The organism is Pseudomonas sp. SK3(2021), assembly GCF_016772375.1.
Lineage (GTDB): Bacteria > Pseudomonadota > Gammaproteobacteria > Pseudomonadales > Pseudomonadaceae > Aquipseudomonas > Aquipseudomonas chlororaphis_I.
The window spans coordinates 1,322,155-1,338,196 of record NZ_CP061943.1 but is presented as its reverse complement, the minus strand read 5'-3'; the positions used below and the strand labels follow the sequence as shown (position 1 = coordinate 1,338,196).

Here is a 16,042-nt window from a genome sequence, read left to right as displayed (position 1 = left end):
TGAGATGAACAGCCCGATGAACAACCCAGCGATGCGAGGCTCGATCAGCCTGCTGGCCGGCGCCATGCTGCTGGCCAGCAGCGCCGCCTTCGCCAACGTCGAGCCGGCCCCGGCCGCCACGCCCGGCAAGCAGCCGACTGTGGCCAAGGAGCTGCAACAGGCCAAGACCTACACCGTCAGCAGCGCGCCCACCGCGCCGCTGAACCTGGCCAAGCCGACCTTGCCCGACCTCTCCGGCTACACCGCTGAAGCTGCGGCAGCGAAGATCGTGCGCAGCAAGCCCGGCAAGATCAGCGTGCGTCGCATGATGCAGGAAGACGCGCTGAAGGACTTTATCGGCGGTGACAACAAGATGGCCGAATGGGTGGTGCGCCAGCACGGCATTCCCCAGGCGATCTTCATCGACGACGGCTACATCAACCTCAAGGATCTGGTGAAGAAGCTGCCCAGGCAGTACATCAGCGAAACCTCTCCGGGCGTGTACCTGGCGCGGCTGCCGATCGTGGTCGGGCGCCAGGGCATCCTGGAAATCGACCAGCAGACCCAGGAACTGCGCCTGTCCCAGGAAGGCGGTTCGTTCCTGGTCAACGACGGCCAGCTGTTCGTGCGCGATACCAAGGTCACCGGCTGGCGCGAGAAGGACAACGGCCCGGCGACCTTCAACTCGCCCAAGGAATTCCGTCCGTTCCTGCTGGCCTGGGGCGGCACCGAGACCTACATCGTCAACAGCAAGATGGCCAGCTTCGGCTACGCCAACAGTAAGTCCTACGGCGTGAGTATTTCCCAGTACACGCCGAACATGGCCAAGGTGCTCAAGCGCCCCGAACCCACCGGCTGGATCATCGGTTCCGAGTTCTCGGACATGTGGTACGGCTTCTACTGCTACGAGACCCGCGACTTCGTGGTCAAGGGCAACACCTACAAGGACAACATCGTCTACGGCATCGACCCCCACGACCGTTCGCACCGGCTGATCATCGCCGACAACACCGTCTACGGGACCAAGAAGAAGCACGGGATCATCATTTCCCGGGAAGTGAACGACAGCTTCATCTTCAACAACCGCAGCTACGACAACAAGCTCTCGGGCCTGGTGATCGACCGTAACAGCGTGAACAACCTGATCGCCGACAACGAGATCTACCGCAACCACACCGACGGCATCACCCTCTACGAGAGTGCCGACAACCTGCTGTGGGGCAACAAGGTGATCAGCAACCGGCGCCACGGCATCCGCATTCGCAACAGCGTGAACATCCGCCTGTACGAGAACGTCGCCATGGCCAACGGCCTGACCGGCGTCTACGGCCACATCAAGGACCTCTCCGACACCGACCGCGACATCAAGCTCGACCCGTTCGACGCCCAGGTGTCGCTGATCGTGGTCGGCGGCGAGCTGGCGGCCAACGGCAGCGGCCCGATGTCCATCGACTCGCCGTTGAGCGTCGAGCTGTACCGCGTGTCCATGCTCGCCCCGACCAAGAGCAGCGGCATCAGCTTCTCGGGGATCCTCGGCGAGCGCCAGGACGAAATTCTTGACCTGCTGGTGCGCCAGCAGAAAGCCGTGCTGATCGACCCTGTCGAACGCCAGACCGAAATGCGCGATTGAGGATGACTGTCATGCGCCCACACCTGATCAAACTCTTGAGCCTCTCGGCATTGACCGCGGGCATTCTCGCCGCGGGCAACAGCGCCCGCGCCGACGAAACCCAGGCGCCGAAGTTCACCGCGGAGCCGTGCTGCAACCTGTGCCCGGCGGCCCACGACGCAAAGAACTACACCACCCGCTACCAGCAGAACTTCACCACCCTGGTGCAAGCCCAGGGCGACTGGCTGTTCCGCACCCAGGAAGACCTGCGCACCGAGTTCAACACCACGCCGGAAGGTTATCGCCGCCTGCAACAGCTGCACGACGCCTTCAAGAGCAAGGGCGTGGAGCTGGTGCTGGTCTACCAGCCGACCCGTGGCCTGGTGAACCGCAACAAGCTCAACCCGCAGGAGAAGGCCAGCTTCGACTACGACAAGGCGCTGAAAAACTACCAGGGCATGCTCGGCCGTTTCGCCCAGATGGGCTATGTGGTGCCGGACCTGTCGCCGCTGACCAACGAGCAACTGCCGGAGACCCTGCCGGCCCACGATTTCTATTTCCGCGGCGACCAGCACTGGACCCCGTACGGCGCCCAGCGCACGGCGAAGATCGTGGCGCAGAAGGTCAAGCAGTTGCCGGCCTTCGCCGACATTCCCAAGCGTGAGTTCGAGACCCACAAGTCCGGGCGCATGGGCAAGACCGGCACCCTGCACAACATGGCCGGCCAGCTGTGTGGCACCAGCTACGCGATCCAGTACATGGACCAGTTCACCACCGAACCCAAGGGCGAAGCCGGCGACGGCGATCTGTTCGGCGATTCCGGCAACCCGGAAATCACCCTGGTGGGCACCAGCCACAGCGGCAAGAACTACAACTTCGCCGGCTTCCTGCAGGAAGAAATCGGCGCCGACATTCTCAACGTCGCCTTCCCCGGCGGTGGCTTCGAAGGCTCCATGCTGCAGTACCTGGGCAGCGAGGAGTTCCAGACCAAGCCGCCGAAGATCCTGATCTGGGAATTCTCGCCGCTGTACCGCCTGGACCAGGAAACCATCTACCGGCAGATGATGGCCCTGCTCGACAACGGCTGCGAAGGCAAGCCGGCGCAAATGAGCGCCAGCGCCACCCTCAAGCCGGGCAAGAACGAGCTGATGGTCAACAGCAAGAACATGGACCTGCGCAACAGCAGCCACCAGGTCGATATTCGCTTCGCCGACACCTCGGTGAAAACCCTGCAAGCCACCCTCTGGTACATGAACGGGCGCCACGAGGACATCAAGATCGACAAACCGGAAACATCCGACACCGACGGGCGTTTCGCCTTTGAACTGCGCACCGACGAAGACTGGGCCTCGCAGAACCTGCTGGCGGTCGAAGTCCAGGGTCCGGAAGCGGGCGCCGCGGCGCAAAAAGTCGAAGCGAAAATTTGCAAACGCAACGTATTCCCGGACGCCGGTCAACGCACCGCGCAAATCGGGCAATGAGGTTCCTATGCAAAGCAAAACGCTGAAACAGTTACTGGTCCCGAGCCTGTTGAGCCTGGCGCTGTTCGCCGGCGCCACCCAGGCCGCGGCCCCACTGCGCCCGCCCCAGGGATATTACGCAGCGGTGGATAAATTCAAGAGCGCCGACCACAGCGAAGGCTGCGACGCCATGCCCGCGCCCTACACCGGCTCGCTGCAATTTCGCAGCAAGTACGAAGGTTCGGACAAGGCCCGCGCGACGCTGAACGTGCAATCGGAAAAGGCCTTTCGCGACAGCACCGCCGACATCACCAAGATCGAGCGCGGCACCAGCAAGCGGGTCATGCAGTTCATGCGCGACGGCCGGCCGGAACAACTGGACTGCACCCTCAGTTGGCTGAGCGCCTGGGCCCAGGCCGATGCGTTGATGTCCAAGGACTTCAACCACACCGGCAAGTCCATGCGCAAATGGGCGCTGGGCAGCATGGCCTCGGCCTACCTGCGCCTGAAGTTCTCCGACTCCCATCCGCTGGCCACCCACCAGCAGCAAGCGCAACAGATCGAGGCCTGGTTCAGCAAGCTGGCCGACCAGGTGGTCAGCGACTGGGACAACCTGCCGCTGGAGCAGACCAACAACCACTCGTACTGGGCCGCCTGGTCGGTAATGGCCACCGCCGTGGCGACCAACCGCCGCGACCTGTTCGACTGGGCCGTGAAGGAATACAAGGTCGGCGCCAACCAGGTCGATGCCGACGGTTTCCTGCCCAACGAACTCAAGCGCCAGCAGCGCGCCCTGGCCTATCACAACTACGCCCTGCCGCCGCTGGCGATGATCGCCAGCTTCGCCCAGGTCAACGGCGTCGACCTGCGCCAGGAAAACCACGGCGCGCTGAAACGCCTGGGCGAGCGGGTGCTGGCCGGGGTGAAGGATCCGGATGGGTTCGAAGAGAAGAACGGCAAGGAACAGGACATGACCGACCTCAAGGTCGACTCGAAATTCGCCTGGCTCGAACCCTTCTGCAGTCTCTACACCTGCGCCCCGGATGTGCTCGAACGCAAGCACAAGATGCAACCGTTCAAGACCTTCCGCCTGGGTGGCGACCTGACCAAGGTCTACGACCCCTCTTTTGAGAAGGGCAACAAGGGTTCGTAAGAAACACGCAAAACCCTGTAGGAGCGAGCTTGCTCGCGATAGCCGCAAAGCGGCGATTCAACCGACACCGCGTCATCGTTGAGTTTTTTCGCGAGCAAGCTCGCTCCTACAGGACACGCAAGACTCATAGCCGCAGCCAAGGCATGTGGTGAATGCAATACGCCTCCCCGGTTTTTCACGGGGGGTTTGGGGGGGCTGCGGCCCTTTACTGTTGGTCAAACATGGAGAGATCGGGATGGTTTTCTCATCCAATGTGTTCCTGTTCCTGTTCTTGCCGATCTTTCTCGGCTTGTACTACCTGAGCGGGCAACGCTATCGCAACCTGCTGCTGCTGATCGCCAGCTACGTGTTCTATGCCTGGTGGCGGGTGGACTTCCTGGCACTGTTCGCCGGCGTCACCCTGTGGAACTACTGGATCGGCCTGAAAGTCGGCGCCGCCGGGGTCAGGACCAAACCGGCCCAACGCTGGCTGCTGCTCGGCGTGGCGGTGGACCTGTGCATCCTCGGCTACTTCAAGTACGCCAACTTCGGCGTGGACAGCCTCAACGCGATCATGACCTCCATGGGGCTGGAGCCGTTCATCCTGACCCACGTGCTGTTGCCGATCGGTATCTCGTTCTACATCTTCGAGTCCATCAGCTACATCATCGACGTCTATCGCGGCGACACCCCGGCGACCCGCAACCTGATCGACTTCGCGGCGTTCGTGGCGATCTTCCCGCACCTGATCGCCGGCCCCGTGCTGCGTTTTCGCGACCTGGCCGACCAGTTCAACAACCGCACCCACACCCTGGACAAGTTCTCCGAAGGCTGCACGCGCTTCATGCAGGGCTTCATCAAGAAAGTGTTCATCGCCGACACCCTGGCGGTGGTCGCCGACCATTGCTTCGCCCTGCAGAACCCGACCACCGGCGACGCCTGGCTGGGCGCCCTGGCCTACACCGCGCAGCTGTACTTCGACTTCTCCGGCTACAGCGACATGGCCATCGGCCTGGGGTTGATGATGGGTTTCCGCTTCATGGAAAACTTCAAGCAACCCTACATCAGCCAGTCGATCACCGAGTTCTGGCGGCGCTGGCACATCAGCCTGTCCACCTGGCTGCGCGACTACCTGTACATCACCCTGGGCGGCAACCGCAAAGGCACGCTGATGACCTATCGCAACCTGTTCCTGACCATGCTGCTCGGTGGCCTGTGGCACGGCGCGAACATCACCTACGTGGTCTGGGGCGCCTGGCACGGCATGTGGCTGGCGATCGAGAAGGCCCTGGGCATCAACACCACGCCACGCACGCTGAACCCGATCCGCTGGGCGCTGACCTTCCTGCTGGTGGTGATGGGCTGGGTGATCTTCCGCGCCGAGAACCTGCACGTCGCCGGTCGCATGTACGGCGCCATGTTCAGCTTCGGCGACTGGTCGCTGTCGGAACTCAACCGCGCCAGCCTCACCGGCCTGCAAGTGGCGACCCTGGTCGTGGCCTACGCCACCCTGGCGTTCTTCGGCCTGCGCGACCTGTATCGCAACCCGATGCCGGTCAAGAGCAAACCTGAAATCAACACTGCGGCCGACGGTCCGGCCAGCACCCAGCCTGGCCTGATCAAGGCCGTACCGGGGGACCAGCCGGACAGCATCCACCAACCGGGCTACACCGTGGGCGTCGAAGCCCAGGTACAGCCGGCCTACTGGGTCGCCGACTGGCCGCGTTACGTGATGCGCGCCCTGGTGCTGCTGCTGTTCATCGCCTCGATTCTCAAACTCTCGGCGCAAAGCTTCTCGCCGTTCCTTTACTTCCAGTTCTGAGGGATCTGACCATGACCCGCTCATTACGCGTCTTCTATATCGCCCTGTTCCTGGTGCTCCTGCTGGCCCTGGGCCTGTGGTCGGTACGCAGCTTCTTCGGCTTCAGCACCAACAGCGACGCCACCGTGCTCAACGGTCGCTGGGCCAAGGCCGTGGAAACCCACTACGACGACGAGTTCCCGATCAAGCGCCTGGGCACCAACCTGTGGGCGGCCCTGGACTTCAAGCTGTTCAACGAAGGTCGGCCGGGCGTGGTGCTCGGCCGCGACCAGTGGCTGTACAGCGACGAAGAGTTCCACCCGGTGGTCAACGAAGAACTCAACCTGCAAGGCAACTACGCGCTGGTCGAAGGCGTGCGCCAGGCCCTGAAAGACAAAGGCGTGAAACTGGTGATGGCCATCCTTCCGGCCAAGGTGCGCCTGTACCCGGAACACCTGGGCGACGTCCAGCCGGCCCGCATCCACGCCAACCTCTACCAGGACTTCCACGCCCGGGTGGCGGCCGACAAGATCCTCGCCCCCGACCTGCTCAGGCCCCTGCAACAGGCCAAGCAGAACGGCCAGCAAGTGTTCCTGCGCACCGACACCCACTGGACCCCGGCCGGCGCCGAAGTCGCCGCCAACCAGTTGGCCAAGGCGATTGCCGACAAGGCGCCGCTGATGGGCCAGCCGCAACGCTTCGTCACCGAAGCCGAGCAGACCGTGGTGCACAAGGGCGACCTGCGCCTGTTCCTGCCCCTGGACCCGCTGTTCGAGAACCTGATGCCGGCCAAGGAGCCGCTGCAAAAACGCGTGACCCGTGCCGCCGACGACCAGCCGGCCGCCGACGACGCGCTGTTCGCCGACAACGAAGTGCCGGTGGCCCTGGTGGGCACCAGCTACAGCGCCAACCCGAACTGGAACTTCGTCGGCGCGCTCAAAGAGGCCCTGCACAGCGACGTGGTCAGCTACGCCGAAGACGGCCACGGCCCGGTGCTGCCGATGCTCAGCTACCTGAAAAGCGATGCCTTCAAGAACAGCCCGCCCCAGGTGCTGATCTGGGAGTTCCCCGAACGATATCTGCCGGTCAATAACGAAATCGGCGACGCCGACCCGCAGTGGGTCGCAGAGCTCAAACAAGCCGGCGCCCGCCAACAGAACGTAGCTGCACTCAACAAATCCGAGACGCCCGATCGGGCGCAAAACTGAAAGAGAGGTGACACCCATGACTTTCACTATCACTCCGCGTCGTCTCGCCAAGGCAATCACACTGGCTGCCGGCATGAGCGTCCTGTCCCTGCCCGCCTTCGCCGGTGGCGACGCCGCGCTGTACGGCCCGACCGCGCCCAAAGGCTCGTCCTTCGTGCGCATCTACAACGCCAGCAACCAGGAAGTCAGCGCCACCGTCGGCAGCACCAACCTCAGCGACGTCGCGCCGCTGGCCAGCAGTGACTTCAGCTTCATGCCCGGCGGCGACTACACCGCCAAGGTCGGCAGCCAGAGCCTGCCGGTGAAACTCGCCGCCGACCACTATTACACCCTGGTCAACAACGCCAGCGGCCAGCCGCAATTGATCGAGGAACCGCCGTTCAAGAACAAGCAGAAGTCCCTGGTCCGCGTGCAGAACCTGAGCGACAAGGCCCTGACCCTGAAGACCGCCGACGGCAAGACCGACGTGGTCCAGTCGGTGGCCGCCAAGGGCCGTGGCGAACGTGAAATCAACCCGGTGAAAGTCAGCTTCGCGCTGTACGAGGGCGAGAAAAAAGTCAGCGACCTCAAGCCGGTCGCCCTGGAGCGCGGGGAAGCCGCGGTGCTCTACGTCACCGGCAATGGCAGCAGCCTGTCGCCAGTCTGGGTCAAGCGCCCGGTCTCGACCCGCTGATGGATTTTTCAGGTCGGCCTCAGCCGCTGTAGGAGCGAGCTCGCTCGCGATGGAGGTCAACGATGACGCGGGGTACTGGAAGAAACGCAGTGCCCTTGAGTTCATCGCGAGCAAGCTCGCTCCTACAGGTTGGTGGTCATCCTGAACCGCAACAAAAACAAGAGAGTGAAACGACAGAACGCAGTAGCTCTGACCCAAACGATTCTTGAAGGAGTAACAACATGATTCCGGTGATCTTGTCAGGTGGTAGTGGCTCACGTCTTTGGCCGCTTTCGCGCAAGCAATTCCCTAAGCAGTTCCTCGCCCTGACCGGCGAACACACACTGTTCCAGCAAACCCTCGAACGCCTGGTGTTCGAAGGCATGGACACGCCGATCGTGGTCTGCAACAAGGACCACCGCTTCATCGTCAACGAGCAGTTGGCGGCGCGCAAACTCGAAGCCCAGCGCATCCTGATGGAGCCGTTCGGCCGTAACACCGCGCCGGCCGTGGCCCTGACCGCGATGATGCTGGTCAACGAAGGTCGCGACGAGCTGATGCTGGTGCTGCCGGCCGACCACGTGCTGGAAGACCAGAAAGCCCTGCAACGCGCCCTGGCCCTGGCCACCGTGGCTGCCGAGCGCGGCGAGATGGTGCTGTTCGGCGTGCCGGCCTCCAAGCCGGAAACCGGTTATGGCTACATCAAGTCGACCAACGATGCGCTGCTGCCGGAAGGCGTGAGCCGCGTCTCGCACTTCGTCGAGAAACCCGACGTCAAGCGCGCCACCGAGTTCGTCGAGGCCGGCGGCTACTTCTGGAACAGCGGCATGTTCCTGTTCCGCGCCAGCCGCTTCCTCGAAGAGCTGAAAAAGCACGACCCGGACATCTACGACACCTGCCTGCTGACCCTGGAACGCAGCACCCAGGACGCCGACACCGTGGACATCGACCCGGCCACCTTCGCCTGCTGCCCGGACAACTCCATCGACTACGCGGTGATGGAAAAGACCCAGCGCGCCTGCGTGGTGCCGCTGAGCGCCGGCTGGAGCGACGTGGGCTGCTGGTCGTCGCTGTGGGACGTGCATGAAAAGGACGTCAACGGCAACGTCAGCAAGGGCGACGTAGTGATCCAGGACAGCCGCAACTGCATGATCCACGGCAACGGCAAGCTGGTGTCGGTGATCGGCCTGGAAAACATCGTGGTGGTCGAAACCAAGGACGCCATGATGATCGCCCACAAGGACAAGGTCCAAGGCGTGAAGCAGATGGTCAACACCCTCAACGAACAGGGCCGCAGCGAAACCCAGAACCACTGCGAGGTCTACCGTCCGTGGGGCTCCTACGACTCGGTGGACATGGGCGGCCGGTTCCAGGTCAAGCACATCTCGGTCAAGCCGGGCGCGTGCCTGTCCCTGCAGATGCACCACCACCGCGCCGAACACTGGATCGTGGTCAGCGGCACCGCTGAAGTCACCTGCGACGAGAACGTGTTCCTGCTCACCGAAAACCAGTCCACCTACATCCCGATCGCCTCGGTGCACCGCCTGCGCAACCCGGGCAAGATCCCGCTGGAGATCATCGAAGTGCAATCGGGCAGCTACCTGGGCGAAGACGACATCGAACGCTTCGAAGACATCTACGGCCGCTCCACTCCGGTGGAACGCGGCGTCGCGGTGAAGACCATCGCCCAGTAACCACAGCGACAAGTTTCAAGCGGCAAGCTGCAAGTAAAAGCAGGGAGTCGTTGTCAGCAAGTCCTTGCCCCCCGTCCGACCGACTGCGTCCCCTATCCGCAGGCGGTTGGGCGGGGGCTTTTTTATGCCCGCGCGCCTCCCCTCCTCTTGCACGAATGGTCCCCTGTAGCCGCTGCCGCAGGCTGCGATCGACTGCGTAGCAGGCGCAGGGTCGTGAGATCGCTGGAAGGCCTTCGGCCTTATCGCAGCCTTCGGCAGCGGCTACAGAGGGTTTTCCCCCATTCCTACGTGACATTTAGAAAGTGCCAGCGGGCGTTTCAGATAGCTCTCAACGACTTCATCCCTATCGCTCTTTAGTGTTTTGCGAGGCTAGAAAACACAGCGAAAACGGCGATGGCTGAGCAACCCTCCGGCAACAAATACACCACCGATTCCCGTGGCGAACCGACCCCGATGCCTCGCGTGCTGCGCCCTGCCAACCCGAATCCACCGCTGCCGGGCGCACGTACAAAGAACACCTCGATACTGACCACGCCGCAAGGCCTCGACACTCCGGTGAAACCACCACAGGTCCAACCCTCGACACCTGTCGCCCCAGGCTTCTACATCGTGCCCCGGAGCATGCCGCTGAGCGAACTGCAACGCAGCCTGTTCGACAGCCCCTCGCCTGGCGTCCTGGCCAAATACCTGTCGCTCAATCCGGGCCTTGGCGCTACGGTCAAGGCCGGCAGCCTGATCGTGCTCAGCGATCCGGCCAACCAGGCCTGCACCTACGAGGAAGCGCAACTCATGCTCGCCGCCGAGCAGGTCAGGATCGCCCTCGCCCCCCTGACACCCGAAGCCGCCGACTTCATGGTTCGCCATCAGGCCGAGATCGCCGGCTTCACCAGCCAGGCCTCGACCTGGCTGGGCATCGGCACCTCGGTGCTGGGCAAACACCTGGACAAACTACGCGAGACCCTGCAAGACATGGAACGCCTGCATCAGGACAGCTACCGCCAACACGGCCACCTCAGATCCCCCGAGTTCCTCGCCCGCCGCCGGCGCCTGCTGGCGCAGCTGGACGCGCAACTGCTGAACTCCACCCGCCTGCGCGGCTACACGCCCCTGGGCGACCACTCCAAACTGAAAACCGCCCTTGGTCTCTCCAGCCGCAGCCTGGTACACCACTGGAACAAAGCCGGCGCCCCCGGACAGATCCCGGGCTACGCCACCCACGTGAACGCCGTCAGCCGCGCGGCGAAGTACATGCAGGCGGGTGGGTATATTGGCATTGCGCTTGGCGGGGTTTCGTCGGCGTTGAGGATTCAGGAGGTTTGTCAGGCGGGGTCGGGGAAGGACAGTTGCAGGAAGGTGATGTTTACTGAGACGGGGAAGTTTATGGGTACGACTGCGGGAGGAATATTTGGCACTGAAGCTGGAATGGCAGGAAGCAGGCTTATTTGTGCAGCGCTCGGCGCCTCTACCGCGATTGGCGGGGTGCTATGCATTGCGACCTTGGTAGGTGTAGGCGCATCGCTGGGAACAGACTCTGGTGATGTGCTTGGGGAGAGGATTGGGGAAATTATTTATGAGAGAACGCAGCCATGGTAGATGAGAAATTCTGGTATTCCTGGATGGCTCTTGCACTACTCCTCTGTCCGATTCTGCTAGCTCTCGTAAGCCTTACATTCAGCTACTACTTAAGCCGCCGCTACCTGCGGGAGATGTTGGAAGCGTTGCGAGAGAGTTCTTATTTTCATCGATGGACTGAGAGGCTCCAGCACGAGGGATGGTTCGAGCACTTCCTAATGTTTATCAGTGTCCGAGGAATGATGCTCTTCCCTAACGCAGGCGTTCGCAGAGGCTTCCTTTGCGCCAAGGATGTACACAACTTTCCTCCACGACTGAAACGCCTTCTGACTGTAAAAAACACTCTGGATGGCGTTGTGATCGTATGGACAGCAATTGTTTACACACTTTTGAAACTTGATAGCTGAAGGCATCACAACAGCTATATCAGGTGATGAGTATGGAGAGATCAGGGGAAGTTATTTACGAGGTAACACGACCATGATGGGAAATAGTTTTTGGTACTCATGGTCAGGTCTCGTACTGGTCGCCAGCCCACTTCTACTGGGCGTGATAAACCTCTCGTTCAGCTGCTACCTGAGTCGACGTTACCTAAAAGAAATGCTGGACGCCCTGCAGCGGAGCCAGCACTTTTATCGCTGGACCGACAGCCTTCCTCACGAGGGATGGTTCACGCATTTTCTAATGTTAGCCGCCGTTCGAGGATCGATGCTTTGGCCCGGCCCTGCGGTTCGCCGGGGCTTTCTTTCCTCGGAAGACATAGACAACTTCCCTCCCCATCTCCAGCGCCTGCTGACCATCAGGAACTGGATGGATGTCGTGTTTCTGGTTTGGGGCTCAATCATGTATGCACTGTTGAAACTGACTAAGCACTGACGTGGCGCGCGGATACGGATGCAGTAGCACTGTCGCAGCACCTTCCAGCTGGCTGTGGTTCCTATCCGCAGCCGGCTGGACGGGGGATTCTTTTGTGCCCGGGCGAGGCCCACCGACCTAGTTCATGAACAGCGGCAAGTACCCCAGCTCCACCAACTTGATATCGATCTCCGCCACTCGCTGGACATCAGCCCGTTTGCCCTCATCCATCACCTGTGGACAACTCACGATCAGCGTGCCGCGTTTTGGAATGTCGATGAGCTGGTCGGCGCTCGGAAAATCCCCGGCCCGCAACACGTGTGGACAAAACCCGACCCAGCCGACGGTCTGCCGGTCCTTGAACACCTTGGTGCGCAAATAGTGCTCTTTGGGCGCCAGTACACACCAGTCAAGTTCAGGCCACAGTTCAACGGCCAACTGGATGATGCCAATCACCACCGGTTTCACATCAGGGATGGCGGCCACGAGCGCCCTACCATCCTCGAAGCGCATGCTGGCGACGGAGTCCATATCGTGTGCGTTGTAATGAAAGGCCAACCCGCCCTTCAGGGGATCATCCAGGCCATTCCACACGGAAAACTGCAATTTCGTGGGGAAGTCGTCGTTATGGTTACTCCGGGCCTCTTCACGCAGGTACTCGAAGTTGTCATTGATCCGCTTGCGCAGCGACTCCTCCCTGGAACCGCCCTGCAGATACCAGTCCCGCAGCAGAGGATGAATCTCGCCAAGGCCTTTGAAAAAGCGCTCGGCCCTTTTCATCCTCGCGGTGACCCAACTGATGGAAAGCCTGAGCCACATGGACACTCGCGACGCCGATGCCACGGATCTCACGCAAATTGCCCATGCCAGCGCCATCTTGCTGCGTGACGGTTGCGACCTGCTGGACGTGCTTGGCCGGCGTATTCGTGGCAGCCAATACCTGAGCTGACGAGCACTTCAACCCCTGTAGCCGCTGCCGAGCCCGCGAGGCTGCGATAGGACCGAAGGTCCTCCAGCGGTCTCAAGCCCCCTGCGCCTGCTGCGCAGTCGATCGCAGCCTCGCGGGCTCGGCAGCGGCTACAGGTTTAGCGCCGACCGGCAGGTCGCGCCCGGCCTTGGCTTTTGATCTTGATCTACCCGCCCCATCGGGACGCCGGAGCGAGGGAAGCTGAGCGCAGCGAGGGCCGTACGCAGGGGCAAGCGTTTTTTGGTTACTTTTTGCTGGGTCGGCATTCCGGCGTTTGAAAAAAAGTGACCCGCCGTGAGGGCGGAACCCTAAGTGGCCGTTACCGCAGGAATGGATATGTACCCCGTCCAAAACAAGCAGCGAAACCACCACCGCCATCGCGGGCAGCCTCGCTCCTACGGAAGCGGGTGCAGCCCACCACAACCATGGCCAATCCCACCTACGCTTAGGTAGGATGGCTGCACTATTTTCCCGAGGTTCCCCTCATGTTCATCGGCGTTCTGCTGGTTATCACCTGGCTGATCCTGCTGGTCCGCTACCCCGCCAAGGCCTTGCCGGTGTCCATGGCCGCCGCTGTCGGCCTGGGCCTGGTGGCGGTGTGGGTGGTCTGGCTGGACAACCGCGAAGCCCAGCAACTGGCGCGCCTGGAGTTGCGCATCAGCTATGCCCCCGAGCATTGCCCGGCGGATCGCCCGCTGCTGCTGAAGCTGAACAACGGCAACGATGTGCCGCTGACCGAACTGCGCTGGCGCGTCGCCGCCTACGCGCCGGGCGACACCGTGAACCTGGCCGACAACCAGTACAGCGCCCCGCGTTATCGCGGCCCCGGCGAGTTGCAGGCCGGCGCCAATTGGCAAGACTGCCTGCCCCTGCCGCCGCTGCGCCCCGGCTATCGCCCGCAAACCCTGGAGTTTCGCGCCGAGCGCTTGCAGGGTAGTTTCTCCGACTGATTCCCCTTCCCTCTTTTTGCCCAAGGACCACGCCATGCCCGTTGTGCTGATCACCGGTTGTTCCAGCGGCATCGGCCGCGCCCTGGCGGATGCTTTCAAGGCCGCCGGCTTTACCGTCCTGCCCACCGCCCGCAGGGCCGAGGACGTGGCCACGCTGCAAGCGGCGGGCTTTGATGCCGTGCAACTGGACGTCAACGACGGGCCGGCGCTCGCCGCCCTGGGCGAGCGCATCAACCGGCAACACGGCGGCCTCGACCTGCTGATCAACAACGCCGGCTACGGCGCCATGGGCCCGCTGCTGGATGGCGGTGTCGAGGCCATGCAGCGGCAGTTCGAAACCAATGTGTTCGCCCTGGTCGGCGTGACCCGGGCGCTGTTCCCGGTGCTGCGCCGCAGCCGCGGGCTGGTGGTGAATGTCGGCAGCGTGTCGGGCGTCCTGGTCACGCCTTTTGCCGGTGCCTACTGCGCCTCCAAGGCGGCGGTGCATGCCTTGAGCGATGCGTTGCGCATGGAACTGGCGCCGTTCGGCATCCGCGTGATGGAGGTCCAGCCCGGGGCCATCGCCTCGAGCTTTGCCAAGAATGCCGGGCATCAAGCCGAGCAGTTGCTCACCGAACAATCGCCCTGGTGGCCATTGCGCGAAGGCATCCGCGCACGGGCCAGGGCCTCGCAAGACCACCCGACCCCAGCCAGCGAGTTTGCCACCGGGCTGCTTCGGGCCGTGCAACAGGACAAGCCGCCGCGTCTGGTGCGGATCGGCAACGGCAGCCGGGCACTGCCACTGCTCGCGGCATTGCTGCCCAAGGGGGTGCTGGAATCGACCTTGATGAAGCGCTTCGGCTTGCGCGGGTCGCTTTGATTCACGCCGGTGAAATTGCCAAATCAGCCTTTCCACGTAGAATACGCCGCACCTGAAGCGCGCCCCGCGCTTCAGGTCACCCCATAGCGCAATCCACGGAACATGGAGTCGCTGGCATCACACCGAAGCAAGGGAATTGCTGCAACAGCTCCGCCCCCTCCCCCTGACCGTTTTTCCTCCTGGAAGCGGACGCTACTGTGTTGACCTGCTTGACGCGAGCCCCCTGCCCGTACGCTTCATTCCATGCAGATCAGGAAACCTCTTTTGAAATTCTCCCACTTGCCGTCATTGGCACTGGTTGCCTTGCTGACCGGCTGCACTGCCCTATCCGATAAAGCCACCGACAAACAAGCGTCCCTCAACGACACGTTGCCCAAGTTGACCTTGCAAAGCGTGTTGCCGGCCGTTGCCAACAACAAACAGTGCAATACCCAGATGGACAGCGACATTCTGTTCGGCATCGGTTTCCGGTTGTACGACGAGCAGGAGTTCGACGCCGCGAAAAGCTGCATGGTGATGGCCGCGCCGAAACACCCTCGCGCCTTTTGCTACCTGTCGATGATTGCCGGTCAGGATGAAAGCAAAACCGTTGAACAACGTAATATCGAGGCCTTCAACTACATGGCCTACTCGGCGTTGCAGAACGACTGGTGCGCCGAATACGGCCTGTACCAGGCCTACAACTACGGCCATACCAGCGTCCCGAAGGACACGGCCCTGGCCCTGCGCTGGCTGGAACGCTCGTCACTACACGGCTACCCCGAAGCACAGAAGGATCTGATCGAAACGTATGAAGAACAGGGCAACCTGAGCGCCGCCTATGCCTGGACCCGAATCATGGCCAAGGCCGACGACACCACTGCGGCTGATGCCTTGAAAACCAGGATGAGCCCCGCGCAGATCGCCGACGGTGACCAGCGCTACACCGAACTCTCCGGCCAGGTCACCAGCAAACAAGCCATGTACGCCGAAGCGCGGGAAGAAGACGTCGGCCGTTACTCCGCCGAGATCTATCAGGACTACCCGGACACCTTTAAAGGCCTGTCGTCCGCCGAGCGTTACGACTACGTCAAGCAAAGCATGTACAAAGCCATCGATCTGCCGTTCGCCAAGGGCCGAGGCCACGTCCTGAGCTACATCGTGGTCAACCGCCAGGCCCAACTGAAAAAGCCCGGCGTGGACATCGCGCAGGACAAGAAAATCGTCGCCCTGATGAAAGACGACGAACTGTCCGTCGAGGAAACCATCGAGCAGGCGCTGTCGATCGTCAACAAAACCTACCGGTAAACACGGTTGTGGCCAGG

General features: G+C 62.1%; 14 protein-coding genes. 13 read left to right on the top strand and 1 reads right to left on the bottom strand.

The window, feature by feature from the left end:
* The first annotated feature begins 4 nt into the window (after positions 1 to 4).
* The 9 genes from algG to IF690_RS05920 all read left to right on the top strand — a co-directional run bounded on the left by algG (position 5) and on the right by IF690_RS05920 (position 11,983).
* Complete coding sequence (gene algG, locus IF690_RS05960; protein WP_202699243.1) at positions 5 to 1,609, top strand: mannuronan 5-epimerase AlgG; 1,605 nt, start codon at positions 5 to 7, stop codon at positions 1,607 to 1,609.
* A gap of 11 nt (positions 1,610 to 1,620) precedes the next feature.
* The gene (locus IF690_RS05955) at positions 1,621 to 3,069 is read left to right on the top strand and encodes an alginate O-acetyltransferase (RefSeq protein ID WP_124298561.1); all 1,449 of its coding nucleotides are present in this window, start codon (positions 1,621 to 1,623) and stop codon (positions 3,067 to 3,069) included.
* A 7-nt stretch (positions 3,070 to 3,076) separates the two neighbouring features.
* On the top strand, positions 3,077 to 4,201 hold the full coding sequence (locus tag IF690_RS05950) for a mannuronate-specific alginate lyase (protein ID WP_202699242.1): 1,125 nt from the start codon (positions 3,077 to 3,079) through the stop codon (positions 4,199 to 4,201).
* Between the two features lie 235 nt (positions 4,202 to 4,436).
* Complete coding sequence (locus IF690_RS05945) at positions 4,437 to 6,002, top strand: MBOAT family O-acyltransferase (RefSeq protein WP_202699241.1); 1,566 nt, start codon at positions 4,437 to 4,439, stop codon at positions 6,000 to 6,002.
* Between the two features lie 11 nt (positions 6,003 to 6,013).
* On the top strand, positions 6,014 to 7,189 hold the full coding sequence (locus IF690_RS05940; RefSeq protein ID WP_202699240.1) for an alginate O-acetyltransferase: 1,176 nt from the start codon (positions 6,014 to 6,016) through the stop codon (positions 7,187 to 7,189).
* A 16-nt stretch (positions 7,190 to 7,205) separates the two neighbouring features.
* Complete coding sequence (locus tag IF690_RS05935) at positions 7,206 to 7,862, top strand: alginate O-acetyltransferase AlgF (RefSeq protein ID WP_202699239.1); 657 nt, start codon at positions 7,206 to 7,208, stop codon at positions 7,860 to 7,862.
* A gap of 221 nt (positions 7,863 to 8,083) precedes the next feature.
* Positions 8,084 to 9,535 carry a mannose-1-phosphate guanylyltransferase/mannose-6-phosphate isomerase gene (locus IF690_RS05930; protein ID WP_202699238.1) on the top strand — a complete coding sequence of 484 codons (1,452 nt, stop codon included), beginning with the start codon at positions 8,084 to 8,086 and terminating at the stop codon, positions 9,533 to 9,535.
* 621 nt (positions 9,536 to 10,156) lie between these two features.
* The gene (locus IF690_RS05925; protein ID WP_202701308.1) at positions 10,157 to 11,128 is read left to right on the top strand and encodes a hypothetical protein; all 972 of its coding nucleotides are present in this window, start codon (positions 10,157 to 10,159) and stop codon (positions 11,126 to 11,128) included.
* Between the two features lie 459 nt (positions 11,129 to 11,587).
* Complete coding sequence (locus IF690_RS05920) at positions 11,588 to 11,983, top strand: hypothetical protein (RefSeq protein ID WP_202699237.1); 396 nt, start codon at positions 11,588 to 11,590, stop codon at positions 11,981 to 11,983.
* Positions 11,984 to 12,100: 117 nt separating this feature from the next.
* Here IF690_RS05920 and IF690_RS05915 read toward each other — a convergent pair whose 3' ends face one another.
* Positions 12,101 to 12,781, bottom strand: coding sequence for an Imm52 family immunity protein (locus IF690_RS05915; RefSeq protein ID WP_202699236.1), 681 nt, complete (start codon positions 12,779 to 12,781; stop codon positions 12,101 to 12,103).
* Between IF690_RS05915 and IF690_RS29110 the strand changes: the two genes are divergently transcribed.
* The 4 genes from IF690_RS29110 to IF690_RS05895 all read left to right on the top strand — a co-directional run bounded on the left by IF690_RS29110 (position 12,780) and on the right by IF690_RS05895 (position 16,025).
* Positions 12,780 to 12,911 carry a hypothetical protein gene (locus tag IF690_RS29110; protein WP_286673836.1) on the top strand — a complete coding sequence of 44 codons (132 nt, stop codon included), beginning with the start codon at positions 12,780 to 12,782 and terminating at the stop codon, positions 12,909 to 12,911. The two genes, IF690_RS05915 and IF690_RS29110, sit on opposite strands and share 2 nt — an antisense overlap.
* 503 nt (positions 12,912 to 13,414) lie before the next feature.
* Entirely contained in the window at positions 13,415 to 13,879 is a 465-nt protein-coding gene (locus IF690_RS05905; protein ID WP_202699235.1) for a multidrug transporter, read from the top strand.
* Between the two features lie 34 nt (positions 13,880 to 13,913).
* Positions 13,914 to 14,738 carry an SDR family oxidoreductase gene (locus tag IF690_RS05900; protein ID WP_202699234.1) on the top strand — a complete coding sequence of 275 codons (825 nt, stop codon included), beginning with the start codon at positions 13,914 to 13,916 and terminating at the stop codon, positions 14,736 to 14,738.
* A 264-nt stretch (positions 14,739 to 15,002) separates the two neighbouring features.
* Positions 15,003 to 16,025, top strand: a complete 1,023-nt coding sequence (locus tag IF690_RS05895; protein WP_252189532.1) for an SEL1-like repeat protein — start codon at positions 15,003 to 15,005, stop codon at positions 16,023 to 16,025.
* Positions 16,026 to 16,042: the final 17 nt, after the last annotated feature.

Bases quoted from the DNA above. Each gene is read 5' to 3' on its own strand.
- IF690_RS05930 (WP_202699238.1), top strand. From the start codon at position 8,084: ATGATTCCGGTGATCTTGTCAGGTGGTAGTGGCTCACGTCTTTGGCCG.
- IF690_RS05925 (WP_202701308.1), top strand. From the start codon at position 10,157: ATGCCGCTGAGCGAACTGCAACGCAGCCTGTTCGACAGCCCCTCGCCT.
- IF690_RS05940 (WP_202699240.1), top strand. From the start codon at position 6,014: ATGACCCGCTCATTACGCGTCTTCTATATCGCCCTGTTCCTGGTGCTC.
- algG (WP_202699243.1), top strand. From the start codon at position 5: ATGAACAGCCCGATGAACAACCCAGCGATGCGAGGCTCGATCAGCCTG.
- IF690_RS05905 (WP_202699235.1), top strand. From the start codon at position 13,415: ATGTTCATCGGCGTTCTGCTGGTTATCACCTGGCTGATCCTGCTGGTC.
- IF690_RS05950 (WP_202699242.1), top strand. From the start codon at position 3,077: ATGCAAAGCAAAACGCTGAAACAGTTACTGGTCCCGAGCCTGTTGAGC.
- IF690_RS05955 (WP_124298561.1), top strand. From the start codon at position 1,621: ATGCGCCCACACCTGATCAAACTCTTGAGCCTCTCGGCATTGACCGCG.
- IF690_RS05900 (WP_202699234.1), top strand. From the start codon at position 13,914: ATGCCCGTTGTGCTGATCACCGGTTGTTCCAGCGGCATCGGCCGCGCC.
- IF690_RS05920 (WP_202699237.1), top strand. From the start codon at position 11,588: ATGATGGGAAATAGTTTTTGGTACTCATGGTCAGGTCTCGTACTGGTC.
- IF690_RS05915 (WP_202699236.1), bottom strand. From the start codon at position 12,781: ATGTGGCTCAGGCTTTCCATCAGTTGGGTCACCGCGAGGATGAAAAGG.
- IF690_RS29110 (WP_286673836.1), top strand. From the start codon at position 12,780: ATGGACACTCGCGACGCCGATGCCACGGATCTCACGCAAATTGCCCAT.
- IF690_RS05935 (WP_202699239.1), top strand. From the start codon at position 7,206: ATGACTTTCACTATCACTCCGCGTCGTCTCGCCAAGGCAATCACACTG.
- IF690_RS05945 (WP_202699241.1), top strand. From the start codon at position 4,437: ATGGTTTTCTCATCCAATGTGTTCCTGTTCCTGTTCTTGCCGATCTTT.